The 14,690-nt window shown below is 65.2% G+C and carries 12 protein-coding genes; 8 read left to right on the forward strand and 4 right to left on the reverse strand.

Going from position 1 to position 14,690, the window contains the following annotated elements; all coding sequences use genetic code 11:
* Window position 1: 1 nt before the first annotated feature.
* Both QA635_RS23320 and QA635_RS23325 read right to left on the reverse strand, forming a co-directional pair.
* Window positions 2-991, reverse strand: a complete 990-nt coding sequence (locus tag QA635_RS23320; RefSeq protein WP_283061664.1) for an MBL fold metallo-hydrolase — start codon at window positions 989-991, stop codon at window positions 2-4.
* A 148-nt stretch (window positions 992-1,139) separates the two neighbouring features.
* On the reverse strand, window positions 1,140-1,670 hold the full coding sequence (locus QA635_RS23325; protein WP_028332199.1) for a DedA family protein: 531 nt from the start codon (window positions 1,668-1,670) through the stop codon (window positions 1,140-1,142).
* A gap of 203 nt (window positions 1,671-1,873) precedes the next feature.
* Here QA635_RS23325 and QA635_RS23330 point away from each other — a divergent pair, with 203 nt between their 5' ends.
* The 4 genes from QA635_RS23330 to QA635_RS23345 all read left to right on the forward strand — a co-directional run bounded on the left by QA635_RS23330 (window position 1,874) and on the right by QA635_RS23345 (window position 6,398).
* Window positions 1,874-2,224 (forward strand): hypothetical protein, encoded by a 351-nt coding sequence (locus tag QA635_RS23330; protein ID WP_283071769.1) that lies wholly within the window; start codon window positions 1,874-1,876, stop codon window positions 2,222-2,224.
* Between the two features lie 126 nt (window positions 2,225-2,350).
* Window positions 2,351-4,411, forward strand: coding sequence for a DNA topoisomerase IV subunit B (gene parE, locus QA635_RS23335; RefSeq protein WP_225161023.1), 2,061 nt, complete (start codon window positions 2,351-2,353; stop codon window positions 4,409-4,411).
* 227 nt (window positions 4,412-4,638) lie between these two features.
* Window positions 4,639-5,430 carry an outer membrane protein gene (locus QA635_RS23340; RefSeq protein ID WP_283061665.1) on the forward strand — a complete coding sequence of 264 codons (792 nt, stop codon included), beginning with the start codon at window positions 4,639-4,641 and terminating at the stop codon, window positions 5,428-5,430.
* Window positions 5,431-5,627: 197 nt separating this feature from the next.
* The gene (locus QA635_RS23345; RefSeq protein ID WP_283061667.1) at window positions 5,628-6,398 is read left to right on the forward strand and encodes a glucose 1-dehydrogenase; all 771 of its coding nucleotides are present in this window, start codon (window positions 5,628-5,630) and stop codon (window positions 6,396-6,398) included.
* A gap of 36 nt (window positions 6,399-6,434) precedes the next feature.
* On the opposite strand, the gene QA635_RS23350 is transcribed toward QA635_RS23345, so the two are convergent.
* Window positions 6,435-7,679: an FAD-dependent oxidoreductase gene (locus QA635_RS23350; protein WP_283061669.1), complete on the reverse strand. Its 1,245-nt coding sequence runs from the start codon at window positions 7,677-7,679 to the stop codon at window positions 6,435-6,437.
* 72 nt (window positions 7,680-7,751) lie between these two features.
* Window positions 7,752-9,248 (reverse strand): caspase family protein, encoded by a 1,497-nt coding sequence (locus QA635_RS23355; RefSeq protein ID WP_283061670.1) that lies wholly within the window; start codon window positions 9,246-9,248, stop codon window positions 7,752-7,754.
* Between the two features lie 230 nt (window positions 9,249-9,478).
* On the opposite strand from QA635_RS23355, the gene QA635_RS23360 reads away from it, so the two are divergent.
* The 4 genes from QA635_RS23360 (at window position 9,479) to QA635_RS23375 (ending at window position 14,593) form a co-directional block, all read left to right on the forward strand.
* Complete coding sequence (locus QA635_RS23360; RefSeq protein WP_283061671.1) at window positions 9,479-10,432, forward strand: helix-turn-helix transcriptional regulator; 954 nt, start codon at window positions 9,479-9,481, stop codon at window positions 10,430-10,432.
* 229 nt (window positions 10,433-10,661) lie between these two features.
* Window positions 10,662-11,354 (forward strand): helix-turn-helix transcriptional regulator, encoded by a 693-nt coding sequence (locus tag QA635_RS23365; RefSeq protein WP_341850381.1) that lies wholly within the window; start codon window positions 10,662-10,664, stop codon window positions 11,352-11,354.
* A gap of 251 nt (window positions 11,355-11,605) precedes the next feature.
* Window positions 11,606-13,108, forward strand: a complete 1,503-nt coding sequence (locus tag QA635_RS23370; protein WP_283061672.1) for a DEAD/DEAH box helicase — start codon at window positions 11,606-11,608, stop codon at window positions 13,106-13,108.
* Window positions 13,109-13,525: 417 nt separating this feature from the next.
* Window positions 13,526-14,593: a GGDEF domain-containing protein gene (locus QA635_RS23375; RefSeq protein ID WP_038386764.1), complete on the forward strand. Its 1,068-nt coding sequence runs from the start codon at window positions 13,526-13,528 to the stop codon at window positions 14,591-14,593.
* The last annotated feature ends 97 nt before the right edge of the window (window positions 14,594-14,690 follow it).

A 14,690-nucleotide genomic window follows, 5' to 3' on the forward strand; every position in this document is an offset into this window, starting at 1 on the left:
TTCAGATCGCCGGATTCCACGGTGCCGGCACGACGCGATAGCCGCTGCCGTCCTTCACCACATGGCCGAGGCCCGGGAACGGATAGTGGAAGCCCTGCACCTGGAGCCGCTCGGCAACCACCATGTCGTAAATGCGCCGGCGGGTCTTCTCCGCCACGTCGCCGTCCTGGTCGAAGAACGCATGCCAGCCGGGGTTGGTCGCGAACAGGTTCGGATTGTTGGTGACGTCGGACTGGATGAAGACCTTGTCCGGGCCCGAGGCCAGCACGTAGGAGGTGTGGCCCGGCGTGTGGCCGACGGTCTCGACCGAGGTCAGGCCCGGCGCGATCTCCTTGCCCCACTCGTAGGGCGTGACCTTCTTCTTTAGGCCGACTTCGAAGATATTGCGGTTGTTCTTGAACAGGCCCTGCATGCGGCCGGCCGGTGCCCGGCTCATCTCGCCGTCGTCCATCCAGAACTTCCATTCGGTCGCCGGCACCAGCACCTCGGCATTCGGGAACGCCGGCGTGCCTTCGGCGGTCAAGAGGCCGTTCACGTGGTCGCCGTGGAAGTGCGAGATCACGACCATGTCGACATTCTTGGGATCGAAGCCGGCGGCGACGAAATTGTCGGCGAACAGGCCATTGGCGCCCTTCGTGCTGGCCTTCGCCAGCGCGCCATTGCCGGTGTCGATCACCACCAGCTTGCCGCCGGTGTTGAGCACCAGCGGTGCGAACCAGATCGTCATCATGTCGCGCGGCATGAACGCCTTCTCCAGCGCCGCGTTGACGTCGTCCCGCTTCGCATTGGGGATGAAGGAGTCTTCCAGCTTGAAGACGTTCTTGCCGTCGGACACCACGGTGACGAGGATGTCGCCGACCTTGTAGCGATAGAAGCTCGGCGCCTGCTTGTCGGCCGCGGGCGCTGCGGCAGCCGAAGGAACGGTCGATAGCAACGGTGCGGCGGCGATGCCGGCAGCGCCGGCAAGAGCATGACGTCGTGTCAAGTCCATGTGTTGTCCTTCCCAGTGAGACTGCGCCCGATGAATTCGCGCCCGGTGGGCGCGGTTGTATCAGCGTTTCGATACTCGCGCGATGCCGACAGCGCGAGCGGTTACCCTCCCGCCTAACCCCTGCAGGTCGGCCTTATTCCGGAGCTTGCTACACCACCCGCCACACCCACTCGATGGCATGGGCAATGACGTCGCCGAACAGCAGCAGTGCCGCCGACCAGACCAGCGCGGAGACGAAATTGGCGATCTGGAATTGCCAGTACGACATCTCGAAAATGCCGGCCGCAAGCGGCACCGAGGCGCGCAGTGGACCGAAGAAGCGGCCGATGAAGATGCTGGGCACGCCCCAGCTCTTCACGAAGGCCTCGCCCCGCGGCAGGATCTCCGGGTAGCGCGACAGCGGCCACATCTGCGCGACCTGCTCCTTGTAGCGATAGCCGAACCAGTAGGAGACCCAGTCGCCGAGCGCGGCACCGACGCCGCCCGCGATCCAGATCGGCCAGAAGCTGATCCCGCTGACGCCGATCAGGGCGCCGATCGCGACCAGCGCACCCCAGGCCGGAACCAGCAATGAAATGAAGGCGAGCGATTCAGCGAACGCCAGCAGCATGACGATCGGAGCGGCCCAGGCCTGGTGGTGCCGCACGAATTCGGCCAGGGCCCGCGCAAGGTCTTCCATTTCGTCGTGTGCCTTCCCGCTCCGTTGAACCTCGAATGAACCTTTCTAGCCGCACGCAGCCTAAGAACAGGTAAGCCAGCCGATTGCGTGACATCAAGTCACAAAGGCGGGGATCGAGCGTGATTTCCCGTAAGGCCCCTGAGGTCCAGGTTGGCATCTCCCTCACAAGAAAAAGGAATTACTGGATGATCGGATCGCTGATGATGTGCGTGAGCGTTCTCGTCCTGCTGTTCGGAATGCTCGCGGGCATCGCCATGGGTATCCAGCACGACTTCACGTTGGGACCGGCGCATGCGCATCTCAATCTGGTCGGCGGCGTGCTGCTGTTCCTGTTTGGCCTCTACTACCGGCTGGTGCCGGAAGCGGGCAGCATGCTGCTCGCCAGAATCCAGGGCTGGCTGCATATCGTCGGCGGCGTCCTGTTCCCGGCCGGCGTGGCCGCCGTGCTGCTGAAGGGACCGTCGTTCGAGGCGGCGCCGATCGTCGGGTCACTGCTGGTGGTCGCCGCCATGGCCCTGTTCACGGTCGTTGTATTCCGCACCTCGCAGGCGTAATCGCGGTTTCCTATCTATGGGGATGGCCGGGCTCCAGGGCGCGGCCGTCCCCATTGGCAGCCCATCCGTGGCATAGTCAGAGCAACCGATTCGCCGCGCCGTGACCGGCGCGCCACTTGAAGAACCATGGCCAAATCATTGAAGTCGAACGCCAAAAGTAAATCTGCCGACGATCTGTTCGGAGCCCCGGAACCGAAGGGACGCGCCCCGGCGAAGGCTGCTTCGCGATCCGCTGGAAGCGCCGAAGCCGGCTATACGGCGGCTGACATCGAGGTGCTGGAAGGGCTGGAACCGGTCCGCCGGCGGCCCGGCATGTATATCGGCGGCACCGACGAGAAGGCCCTGCACCACCTGTTCGCCGAGGTGATCGACAACTGCATGGATGAGGCGCTGGCGGGCCACGCCACCTTCATCGACGTGGAGCTGACCGCCGACGGCTTCCTGACCGTGACCGACAATGGCCGCGGCATTCCGGTCGACCCGCATCCGAAATTCCCGAAGAAGTCGGCGCTCGAAGTCATCATGTGCACGCTGCACTCGGGCGGCAAGTTCGACTCCAAGGTCTATGAGACCTCGGGCGGCCTGCACGGTGTCGGTGTCTCCGTGGTCAACGCCCTCTCCTCGCGGCTCGAGGTCGAGGTTGCGCGCAGCGGGCAGTTGCATCGCATGACCTTCGAGCGCGGCCATCCCAAGGGCAAACTCGAAGACCTCGGCAAGGTCAACAACCGCCGCGGCACGCGGATCCGCTTCAAGCCGGACACCGACATTTTCGGCGCCAAGGCGGCATTCAAGCCGCAACGTCTGTTCAAGATGACGCGCTCGAAGGCCTATCTGTTCGGCGGCGTCGAGATTCGCTGGCACTGCGACCAGGAGCTCTTGAAGGGCGTCGAGGACGTCCCGGCGGAAGCCAAGTTCCACTTCCCCGGCGGCTTGAAGGATTATCTGGCCGCGGCGATCCACGCCGACACGCTGGTGCATCAGGATATCTTCTCCGGCAAATCCGGCCGCAGCGGCGCGCATGGCGCCTGCGAATGGGCGGTGGCCTGGACGGCCGATGCCGACGGCTTCCTGTCGTCCTACACCAACACGGTGCCGACGCCCGATGGCGGTACGCATGAATCCGGCCTGCGCAGCGCATTGTTGCGCGGCCTCAAGGACCACGCCGAACGCGCGGGCCAGGGCAAGCGCGCGGCGTCGATCACCTCGGAAGACGTGATGGTGGGCGCGGCCGTCATGCTCTCGGTGTTCGTGCGCGAGCCTGAATTCCAGGGCCAAACGAAGGACCGCCTCGCCACCGCCGAAGCGCAGCGCATCGTCGAACAGGCGATGAAGGACCCGTTCGACCACTGGCTGTCAGGCAATCCGAACCAGGCCAACCGGCTGCTCGATTTCGTGATCGATCGCGCCGAGGAGCGGCTGCGCCGCCGCCAGGAAAAGGAGACCGCGCGCAAGACCGCCGGCAAGAAACTGCGTCTGCCCGGCAAGCTCGCCGATTGCTCCGACGCCGGCACCGAAGGTTCTGAGCTCTTCATCGTCGAAGGTGACTCGGCCGGCGGCAGCGCCAAGCAGGCGCGCGACCGCAAGACGCAGGCCGTGCTGCCGCTGCGCGGCAAGATCCTCAACGTCGCCTCTGCCGGCAAGGACAAGCTGACCGCCAACGCGCAGCTCTCCGACCTCGTGCAGGCGATCGGCTGCGGCACGCTCGCGCATTACCGCGAAGAGGATCTGCGCTACCAGCGCATCATCATCATGACCGACGCCGACGTCGACGGGGCGCACATCGCCTCGCTCCTGATCACCTTCTTCTACCGGCAGATGCCGCGGCTGATCGACGAAGGGCATCTCTATCTGGCGGTTCCGCCACTCTACAAACTGAAGCACGGCACCAAGTCGATCTACGCCCGCGACGACGCGCACAAGGACGAGCTGCTGAAGAGCGAGTTCAACGCCAACGCCAAGGTCGAGGTGAACCGCTTCAAAGGCCTCGGCGAGATGATGCCGGCGCAGCTGAAGGAAACCACGATGGATCCGGCCAAGCGCACGCTGCTGCGCGTGGTGCTGCTGGCCGACGATCGCGAGGGCACCGCCGACTCGGTCGAGCGGCTGATGGGCACCAAGGCCGAAGCCCGCTTTGCCTTCATTTCCGACAAGGCCGAATTCGCCAGCGACGACCTGCTCGACGTCTAGGCTCAACCGACTGATCTGAAATGAGTTTCCGGCCGCCCCCCGGATTGGGGCGGCCGTTGCCATTTTGCCCGTTTGGAGAGCCCCAGTGGCTTCGTTTTCGGCCGGATGTGTCTCACCAGCAACAGCATTTCCGGCGGAACCACGTATAGTCCGACCATGAGTTTCGGGAATCGGTGCCAGCGCACTCCCCTGAGCGACCTGATCGAACGCTAGTCGAGGATTTGGATATGAAGAAGATTTTGCTCGCTCTGACTGCGGTTGCTGCGATGACGGCATCGGCGTCGGCTGCCGATCTGGCCGCCCGCCCCTACACCAAGGCTCCTGCCCCGGTTCCGGTCGCTCCGAACTGGACCGGCTTCTACATCTTCGGCGGCGGCGGCGGCGGCGTCTGGGATGCTGACACGGGCGTCCAGTCGACCGTCACGGGCGCGCCGATCCTCGGCTTCAACCAGCGCCAGGGCGGCGATGGCTGGTACGGCACCGTCGGCGCCGGTTACGACTGGCAGACCGCCAACAGCTGGGTCATCGGCGTGTTCGCCGACGGCCAGTTCGGCAGCCTGAAGGGCACCATCCAGGATCAGGGTCCGTTCGTCGCCGGCAACATCAAGAACGACTACAGCTGGGCGGCTGGTGCGCGCCTCGGCTACCTGATCGCGCCGAACGTCCTGTCCTACGTCAACGCCGGTTACTCCAGCTCGCACTGGAAGGGCACCACGCTGTTCAACACCGCGAGCGCGCTTCCCTCGGGTCTGCACACCAACGACTTCGATCGCGGCGGCTGGTTCGTCGGCGGCGGCGTCGAGAACAACCTGAACATCTTCGGCATCACCGCGCCGGGCTGGTTCATGAAGACCGAGTATCGCGCCGCTTACTACGACAACAAGAACATCTCGGAGCTGGTCGACGGCACCAACCTCTCGAACGGCCGCGACATCACCTTCAAGCCGCTTGTCCAGACCATCAGCACCTCGCTGGTCTACCGCTTCAACTGGACCGGTCCGGTTGTTGCCAAGTACTGAGCTGCGTACTGATCCCTGCTGAGATAGCAGAGCAAAAGCCCCGGCGTTGTCCGGGGCTTTTTTGTTGCCCGAACGTCATCGAAATCGCCCCACGCGCAAGCCCGCCGGCGCAGGGCGGACCGGCGGTGGCCGATCTGGTCAGCGCCGTGACGATCGGGCACTCTCGCGCCCGGTTCAAACCTCAGCGGACAACAACAATGAAAAACGGACAGTTTGATCTCTCGGGCCGGGTCGCCATCGTCACCGGTGGCAATGGCGGCATCGGGCTTGGCATGGCGCGCGGCCTGGCGGACGCCGGCGCGGTGGTTGCCGTGGTCGGCCGCAACGAGGCGAAGTCGAAGGCCGCCGTCGAGGATCTCGGCAAGCGCGGCGCCAAGGCGATCGCGGTGGCAACCGACGTGACCGACAAGGCCGCCGTCGCGGCCATGGTCGAACGGGTCGTTCGCGAGTTCGGCCGGATCGACATTCTCGTCAACAACGCCGGCATGAGCATCCGCAAGCCTCCGCACGAGCTCGAGCTGGAGGAATGGAGCAAGGTGATCGACACCAACCTCACCAGCGCGTTCATGTGCTCGAAGGCGGCCTATCCGGCGCTCAAGGCGTCGGGCCACGGCAAGATCATCAATATCGGCTCGATGATGTCGATCTTCGGTGCGAGCTTCGCCGCGGCCTATGCCGCGAGCAAGGGCGGCATCGTGCAGTACACCCGCGCCTGCGCCAACGCCTGGGCTCCCGACAACATCCAGGTCAACGCCATCCTGCCCGGCTGGATCGATACCGACCTCACCAAAGGCGCGCGCCAGCAGGTGGCCGGGCTGCACGAGCGTGTCCTTGCGCGCACGCCGGCGGCACGCTGGGGGGCGATCGACGACTTCGCAGGCATCGCTGTGTTCCTGGCATCGCCCGCGTCGGACTTCGTCACCGGCACTGCGATCCCCGTCGACGGCGGCTATTCGGTGATGGTCTGAAAACACGGGCTCTCTTCCGGTCGCGCGGCGCGCAGTTCAGCCCGCGGCCGGCGAATGCACGTGCTCCGGCCGCACCCCGACGGCGACCAGACGTGCGGTGAGCCCCTGCAGCCAGGGCATTGCCGTGATCAACCGCAGCGCCAACGGCACCGGCTGATCGCCGGCCTTCAGCGCCGCGCTGATGATGTTGTTCTGCGCGATCACCTGCATGCGCTGTGTCACGCGCACCGGGAATTCGCGGCGCCGGCGCACCGCATCGAGCTCGTCTTCCGACGGCACGCCGTGAACGAGCTTCGCCGCCAGGATGTTGGCGGTCGCGACGGCATCCTGCACCGCGAGGTTGACGCCGACGCCGCCGATCGGCGACATCGCATGCGCGGCGTCGCCGATGCACAGCAGGCCGGGACGGGTCCAGCGTGTCAGGCGATTGATCGCGACCGTGAGCAGCTTGACGTCGTCAAAGCTCTTCACATCGGCAATGCCGGCCTTGAGGATCGGCGCCAGCCGCAGCACGTCGTCGAGCAGCGCCGGCAATCCCCTCGCCTTCACCGCCTCGTATTGGCCCTTGGCGATCACATAGGCGCACTGCCAGTAGTCGCCGCGATCGAACGTCACCATCATCTTGCCGTGCTCGACGCGGGCGAACAAATTCTCGGTCTCGTCCGGACGCCGCCCGACGCGAAACCACAACACATCCATCGGCGCGCCGATCTCCTCGACATCGAGGCCGGCGCGCTCGCGCACGATCGAATGACGTCCGTCGCAGCCGATGGTCAGATCCGCCTCGATCTCGATCGGGCCGTCGGGTGTGTTCGCGTGCACGCCTGCGACCGCATCGCCGCGCCGGATCAGATCGGTCGCCTCGGCCTTCATCAGCACCTTCAGCGAGGGGAAGCGCCTGCCGCTCTCGCGCAGGTAATTGAGGAAGTCCCACTGCGGCATCATCGCGATGAAGGGGTATTTGACGCTGAGGCGACGGAGGTCGGCGATCCGCACCGAGGTGCCGCCGAACATGCCGTCGAGCGTCTGGATGTCCTGATGCGGCAGCTTCAGGAAGCCGTCGATCAGGCCGAGTTCGTCCATCACCTGCAGGGTCGACGGATGCACGGTGTCGCCGCGGAAATCGCGGAAGAAGTCGGCGTGCTTCTCCAGCACCACGACATCGACCCCGGCGCGTCCGAGCAGATAGCCAAGCATCATGCCGGCCGGTCCGCCACCGACCACGCAGCAGCGCGCCCTGATCTGACGCGTGTTCGGCCCTGCCGGATTGCCTGCATCCATGATGCCGTCCTCACCGCTGCCTCGCCCCTCAGAACCCGATTGTAACGCGGATCGGGCGACAAGGATGCAAGGCTATCGCCTGAAGGTCTTGATTTCCGACACGCTGCCGTCGCGATAGGTCAGCTCGACCGAGACCGCCCTGGTCTGCGGCGCAAGCTTCAGATAGGGCTGCGCGTCAGACGGAATCGCGCTGGGATCGCGCGAATTGCAGGATGGCATCTTCAGGACCTTGTCCGGCACCGCGGTGTCGATGCCGATGCGCACCTCGCGGATCGCGCAGCGATACGACATCAGGTGCGTATAGTAGACCAGCAGCCCGTTGAACTCGCGGAATGACAGCCAGCTGGTCGCGGTCATGTCGAGGATCTTGCGCTGGTCGCGGATCAGCGCGGCGTCGGGATCGAACTTGATCGGGAACGGCCCCTGCATCATGCCTTGCGTATCGACATAGCGAATCTCGATCGTGGCGGCCGGCGCATCGGCCGGCAGCTCGACCGACGGATTGGGCATCCGCTTGCGCGTGCGCGGATCGAGCGTGTCGATGAAGCCGGTTTCGCGGAAATCGCCGCTGTCGCCGATCCGCCAGGAAATCCCGAGCGTCGGATCGGCGATCGAGAACACCACGGTCCAGCCGCCATTGTGCCGCGAGAAGCTCGCGATCGGCGCGTTGATCGAATCCTCCTTCGGCAGCTTCGGCACCGCGACCGGCGGCAGCGCGGCCACCTGCTGCGGCGGCGCGGACGGCTTGGCGGCCTCGGCCTGCCCCTTCGCGATCCCGCTTAGGAAGACATCGTCGACCATCTGGTCGAAATAGACCGGGATCTGCTTGTGCTTCACGGTCTCGGCCATCTCGCTGACCAGGCGCCGCGTGCGCTGCGCGACCTGCACGAGATTCTCGCCGGGCTGCAGCAGCTCCTTGGCGAAGGTCCGCGTGAATACCGAATTGGGATTGGCATCATCGTTCGAAAGACGGTCGAGCGCGGTCTGGCGCGGCCCCGCCGAGAACACCGAGAACACGCCCTCCGGCAGTTGCGTCATCGGCGCGAGGCCACCGCCGCCGGCGACCGCGCGCGTGCCGGCGCGCTCGAACGGATTGTTGCGGCAGGCGTCGAACACCAGGATCGAGGTGCGCGCCTTCTTGTTCTGCAAGCGCTCGACGATGCGGTCGGCGAGAACAGAAGCGTCGCGCACCAATTCCTCCTGGCCTTCGGTGGCGGCCGGCACGTCGGTCGGCAGCAGGAAATTCTGGCCGGCGATCTCGAAGCCGTGGCCGGCATAGAAGAAGAACGCGGTATCGCCGGGTTCGACGGCGCGGTCGAACGCGAGCAGCGTCTCGGAGAACGCCTGCCGGTTGAGGTTCTCGGCCACCATGACGCTGAAGCCGAGCTGCTTCAGCGTGTCGCCCATGGTGCGGGCGTCGTTGACCGCCTTCTGCAGCCTGGGCACGTTCCTGTAATCATTGTTGCCGATCACCAGCGCGACGCGCTTTTCGGCCTGGGCGGGTGCAGCCGATGCGACAAATGCAGCCGCCCAAAGGATCGCCGAAAGTCTCGAAAGCCAGCTCTTCATCCCGTTTTCCCGCCTGCACGACAAGTGCGCCGCCCGTGCGACCGCCGCCTAATAGTCGAACCAGCCGTTAGGCCGGTTCAAGGCCGGCCGCGGACGGCCATTCCGGCCGGCCGCGCCAGGCCGAAATGAGGGGTCCGATTTGTCTTAGGTCAAGTTTCTTTTTACGGCCCGCGTGATAGATTCGAAGCTCCATCCGGCTCGAGCTCTCCGCACGTCGCAACGGCTTTTCCGTGCACACATGGTCTACTGATCAAGTCGATCCCAAGGATCGCTTCGACTATTGGCGCGAGGTCCGCGCCAAGGGGCTGTTCGGCGTCACCGCCGAGCTGGAAGCCGACCGGCGCCGCGACTTCTTCGGCGAGTTCTCGCTGCGCAAGCTCGGCGATGCCGGGCTGGTCGAGCTGCGCGCCTCGCCGTACCGTGTCGAACGGCGCACCGGCGACATCGCCGACGCGGCCAGCGACAGCCTGTGCATCTATCAGCAGCTTGGCGGCGGCGGCTGGTTCGGCGGCGCGCGGCTCGATGAATTTGCCGTTCGCGACGGCATGTTCGCGACCAGCTACTCGGACCTGCCCTATCGCACTGTCCCCCTGCACGACGACGGCTTCCACCTGCGCATCATCAAGGTCCCGGTGGCGAACATCGTCCCGCCGGGCGCCGAGCTCGGCGAACTCGTCCCCAGGCCGGTGCAGGATGAGACCGCGCTGCGGGCCCTGCTGGAAGCATGCTTCCGCGACCTCATCGAGAGCAATGATGCCGCGGCGGTGGGCACGGCGCCGACGGTGCAGGCGCTGGCCCATATCGCGCTGATCGAGCGCGGCATCATGCGGCCGAAGAGCCGCCTCGCGCAGCAGGCCTTGCGAACCGCCCATTTGTCGCTGGCCCGTCGCCTGATCCGGCGCCATCTGGCGCGTGCAGCGCTGTCGCCAACCCTGATTGCCGGCCTGCTCGGCATTTCGGTCCGTCATTTGCACATCCTGTTCGAGGAGACCGAGATGAGTTTCTCGGAGACCGTCACCGCGCTCCGGCTCGAACAAAGCCGCCGCCTGCTCCGCGAGCAGCCCAGGCAGACGATCGCCGAGGTCGCCTTTGCCTGCGGATTCGAGAGCCTTGCGACGTTCTACCGCCTCTTCAATGCATCCGAATCCATGACGCCGGGCGACTACCGCGCGCAGACGGCCTGAGCGCCTGTCCGGACCGGCCAAGACACCGGCCGCGCCCCCTTCAGCTCCTTGAACCTCACATCGCCGCGCGATCCGGCTTTCGCTGAACCGAAGTGATCAGCCTGCGCGCATTGAGAAGATATTTTCCGGCCATTTCGCCAGAACCACTGCGGCGCTCCGCCCGGGTTCGGCACCGCAAATTTCCTTACCGGCGACGCGCGCTCTCATGCAGAGCGAGGGATCAGTCACGATGCGCGGTAAGCACGGGGATCACAGCCAGGAAACGCCAGCTACAGGCGCGACGCGCATTTCTCTCGATGCCGCGGACCTGCGAGCGGATCAAATCCCGGCATCTGAGCCAGCCCGTCAGGGCTCAGCGGCGACCGGCAATCACGGCTGGACGCCGCTGCTAGAAGCTTGCCTCGCCGACTTCAAGGAAGCGACGGAGGCCGGTGATACCGCTTGCATTCCTGCGCTGGTCAAGATCGTGGCGGACCTTGCGCTGATCGAGCGCGGTGTGATCAGGCCGGGCAGCCGCCGGGCGCAGCAGGCGCTGCGCGTCGGCCGGCTCAGCCTCGCGCGCCGCCTGATCACGCGCCATCTTGCCAGGCCAAGCCTGTCGCCAGGGATGATCGCCGGCATGCTCGGCGTCTCGGTCCGCTACCTGCACGTCCTGTTCGAGGCGACCGGGGCAAGCTTTTCGCAGACCGTCACCGCCCAGCGCCTGAGCGAGAGCCGAAGGCTGCTTTGCGAGAAGCCGCCGCGGCCGATCGCCGACATCGCCCTCACCTGCGGGTTCGGCAGCCTCGCCACCTTCTACCGGATATTCGGCGATTCCGAAGGCCTGACGCCCGGCGGATTCAGGATGAAAAACAGCGCGGAAGCCCCCGCTGTGGCCTCGCCGTCCGGGGCGGGGGTCGTGATTCATTTGACCGCCAAATGACGAAAAGACGCGTATTTCAGTCAAAACGTTAAGCTTTTTCGGCCATCCGGCTGGTTCCAAGATTGACTTTACCGGTTTCGCCCCTATGTTGCGGGCAACGCGGCCCTCGGATCGAAACGCGATTCGTCAGGTTTGCCGTCCGTCGGCGTTAGTCAGAGCCCCCGAGCTTTATAGAAAAGCGAGCCGTTTCGGGGCCGAACGCGACAGCCTTTTACCTGCGATGCCGAACGGCGGTTTCGACCAGAGGCTCAATGTCTTTTTCCAATCTAGGCCTGTCCGATAAGGTCCTCGCCGCAGTTGCGGCCACCGGTTACACCAACCCCACTCCCATCCAGGAACAGGCAATCCCGCACGTTCTCGCTCGGCGCGACGTCCTCGGCATTGCCCAGACCGGCACCGGCAAGACCGCTGCCTTCGTTCTCCCGATGCTTACCCTGCTCGAGAAGGGCCGCGCCCGGGCACGGATGCCGCGCACCCTGATCCTCGAGCCGACCCGCGAGCTTGCCGCGCAGGTGAAGGAGCAGTTCGACAAATACGGCGCCGGTCAGAAATTGAACGTGGCGCTCCTTATCGGCGGCGTCTCGTTCGGCGACCAGGACTCCAAGCTGATGCGCGGCGTCGACGTCCTGATCGCAACGCCCGGCCGCCTGCTCGACCACACCGAACGCGGCGGATTGCTGCTCACCGGCGTCGAGCTGCTGGTGATCGACGAAGCCGATCGCATGCTCGACATGGGTTTCATCCCCGACATCGAACGCATCTGCAAGCTCGTCCCGTTCACGCGGCAGACCCTGTTCTTCACCGCGACGATGCCTCCGGAGATCAGCCGCATCACCGAGGCCTTCCTGCACAATCCTGCGCGGATCGAAGTCTCCAAGCCCGCGACCACCGCCGTCACCGTGACGCAATTGCAGGTCCCGGCCGGTCGCGAAGCGCATGACAAGCGCGAGATCCTCCGCCGCCTGCTGCGCGATGCCAAGGATCTCAACAACGCGATTATCTTCTGCAATCGCAAGCGCGAAGTCGCCGTCCTTCACAAGTCACTCCAGAAGCACGGCTTCAGCGTCGGTGCCCTGCACGGCGATATGGATCAATCCGCCCGCACCGCGGCCCTCGATCAATTCCGGAAGGGCGAGATTCCGCTGCTCGTCGCCTCCGACGTCGCCGCCCGTGGTCTCGACATTCCCGCGGTGAGCCACGTCTTCAATTTCGACGTACCGCACCACCCCGACGACTATGTCCACCGCATTGGCCGTACTGGCCGCGCCGGACGCACCGGTACTGCGATCTCCATCGTCACCTCGCTCGATAGCAAGTCGATGACCGCGATCGAGAAGCTGATCGGCCAGCCGATCCCGCGCGCTGAGGGCGACTACACCGTTCACAGCGAAGCCTCCGACGAGGACGCCGCGCCGCGCCGCTCGCGTGGCCGCGAAGGTTCGCGCGATGGTGCCCGCGGCGGCCGCAAGCCGCGCCGTGAGCGCGAAGCGCGCCACGGTGAGCGCGAAGCGCGCCACGGTGAGCGCGAGCCGCGCGAAGCGCGTCAGGAGCGGGAGCCCCGCGAGGAGCGCGCAGCGAAGCCGGAGCGTGAACCGCGCCACGGCCGCAATTCGGCTCCGCAGGCCGCTCCATCGCACGTGCCGTCGATCGGGCGTGCCGAGCCACGGCGGCCGCAGCGCGAGGTGGACCACGAGCCCGCTGATCATTCGCACCTGCCCGCCTTCCTGCTGCGACCTGTGCGCGCACGCGCGTAAGGCCTGCTCTGACGCCGCCGCGCCAGCGGCGGTATTCCGGACAATTCTCTTGCCGCCCGCGACCGGCGCACGCGCTGATCCTCAGCGTTTGAAGCAAATGCGCGCAGTTTGCGCCTCGCACCAAAGCGCGATGAGATTTGCGTGAAGCGTCATCGCGCCTTAGCTCGTTGTTTGAGCATGATCTTTTCGGAAAACCGCTGCGCACTTTTCCGGATCATGCTCTGGCGAGCAAACGAAAAGCGCCCGAAAGTGGCGCTCAAGGCGGACAAACATCGGGCGCGCCGCACGGTCGTTGCAGCCGGCTTCCCCGTAGTTCCACTGTTTACCTTGCCTTCACTCTCGTCCCGTACCCTCGCCCCAATAGTTTAGTCATTGCTGCCGGGTTTAATCGGCATTGCGTGCATTGAGGACGTGACAGTGGTCAAGCTGCTGGACGAACACGAACGTACGTTGGCCTTTGCCGAAGTCGCGCTTGGCCAGATCCGCTCGCTTCGCCAGACCGCAGTCCCCCGCAACTATGAAATCTGGTACGTCTACGCGACCGGATACAACGCGCCGCTCAACAAGGTCATCAACGAGACGCTGGCGCGCAGCGGCAAGCTCTCTGAATCCGATCTCGAGCAGATCTACGAAACCTACCTTTCGCACATCAAGACCTCGGACCGCATCGACAAGGTCGGCGCGCGCGTCATCGGCGAGATCGACGCCGTCATGAAGCTGATCACCGATGCGCTCGGCGTGTCCGCGACCTATGACGCCAGCCTCGTCGGCGCCAGCGATAAGCTTGCGAGCGCGACCACCCGCGATCACATCAAGGCAATCGTCGATAGCCTGGCGAAATCGACGCGCGAGATGCGCGAGACCAATCAGGCATTGGAGAACCGGCTCGCGCTGTCGAAGTCGGAGATCAGCGACCTGCAGCACAGCCTCGAGGCGATCCGTGCCGAGAGCCTGACCGATCCGCTCACCGGCCTCGGCAACCGGAAATATTTCGACCGCTCGATCGACATGGCGGTGCAGGCCGCGCTGGCCAGCGGCGAGCCGCTGTCGCTCCTGATGTTCGACATCGACCACTTCAAATCGTTCAACGACTCCTACGGCCATCTCACCGGCGACCAGGTGCTGCGGCTGGTGGCGCAGTCGCTGAAGCAGAACATCAAGGGCCAGGACATCACCGCCCGCTATGGCGGCGAGGAATTCGCCGTGGTGCTTCCCAACACGGCGCTGCGGCAGGCGCTGACGGTCGCCGACCACATCCGCCGCGCCGTGATGGCCAAGGAGCTGAAGAAGAAGTCGACCGGCGAGATCCTCGGCCGCGTCACGATCTCGGTTGGCGTCTCCATGCTGAAGCCGACTGACGACACCGACTCGCTGATCGAGCGCGCCGACGCCTGCCTCTATGCCGCCAAGCGCGCCGGCCGCAACCGTGTGATCTGCGAGGCCGATCCGGAATACAGCACCGAGATCCAGACCCGCGTGGCGTGACTTCCCTCACGTCCTCCACAGTCATTGCGAGCGAAGCGAAGCAATCCACCTGCCGCATATGCGGATCCATGGATTGCTTCGCTTCGCTCGCAATGAC

Source organism: Bradyrhizobium brasilense (genome assembly GCF_029714345.1).
GTDB classification, from domain to species: domain Bacteria; phylum Pseudomonadota; class Alphaproteobacteria; order Rhizobiales; family Xanthobacteraceae; genus Bradyrhizobium; species Bradyrhizobium australafricanum.

Bases quoted from the DNA above. Each gene is read 5' to 3' on its own strand.
- QA635_RS23320 (WP_283061664.1), bottom strand. From the start codon at position 991: ATGGACTTGACACGACGTCATGCTCTTGCCGGCGCTGCCGGCATCGCC.
- QA635_RS23325 (WP_028332199.1), bottom strand. From the start codon at position 1,670: ATGGAAGACCTTGCGCGGGCCCTGGCCGAATTCGTGCGGCACCACCAG.
- QA635_RS23330 (WP_283071769.1), top strand. From the start codon at position 1,874: ATGTGCGTGAGCGTTCTCGTCCTGCTGTTCGGAATGCTCGCGGGCATC.
- parE (WP_225161023.1), top strand. From the start codon at position 2,351: ATGGCCAAATCATTGAAGTCGAACGCCAAAAGTAAATCTGCCGACGAT.
- QA635_RS23340 (WP_283061665.1), top strand. From the start codon at position 4,639: ATGAAGAAGATTTTGCTCGCTCTGACTGCGGTTGCTGCGATGACGGCA.
- QA635_RS23345 (WP_283061667.1), top strand. From the start codon at position 5,628: ATGAAAAACGGACAGTTTGATCTCTCGGGCCGGGTCGCCATCGTCACC.
- QA635_RS23350 (WP_283061669.1), bottom strand. From the start codon at position 7,679: ATGGATGCAGGCAATCCGGCAGGGCCGAACACGCGTCAGATCAGGGCG.
- QA635_RS23355 (WP_283061670.1), bottom strand. From the start codon at position 9,248: ATGAAGAGCTGGCTTTCGAGACTTTCGGCGATCCTTTGGGCGGCTGCA.
- QA635_RS23365 (WP_341850381.1), top strand. From the start codon at position 10,662: ATGCGCGGTAAGCACGGGGATCACAGCCAGGAAACGCCAGCTACAGGC.
- QA635_RS23370 (WP_283061672.1), top strand. From the start codon at position 11,606: ATGTCTTTTTCCAATCTAGGCCTGTCCGATAAGGTCCTCGCCGCAGTT.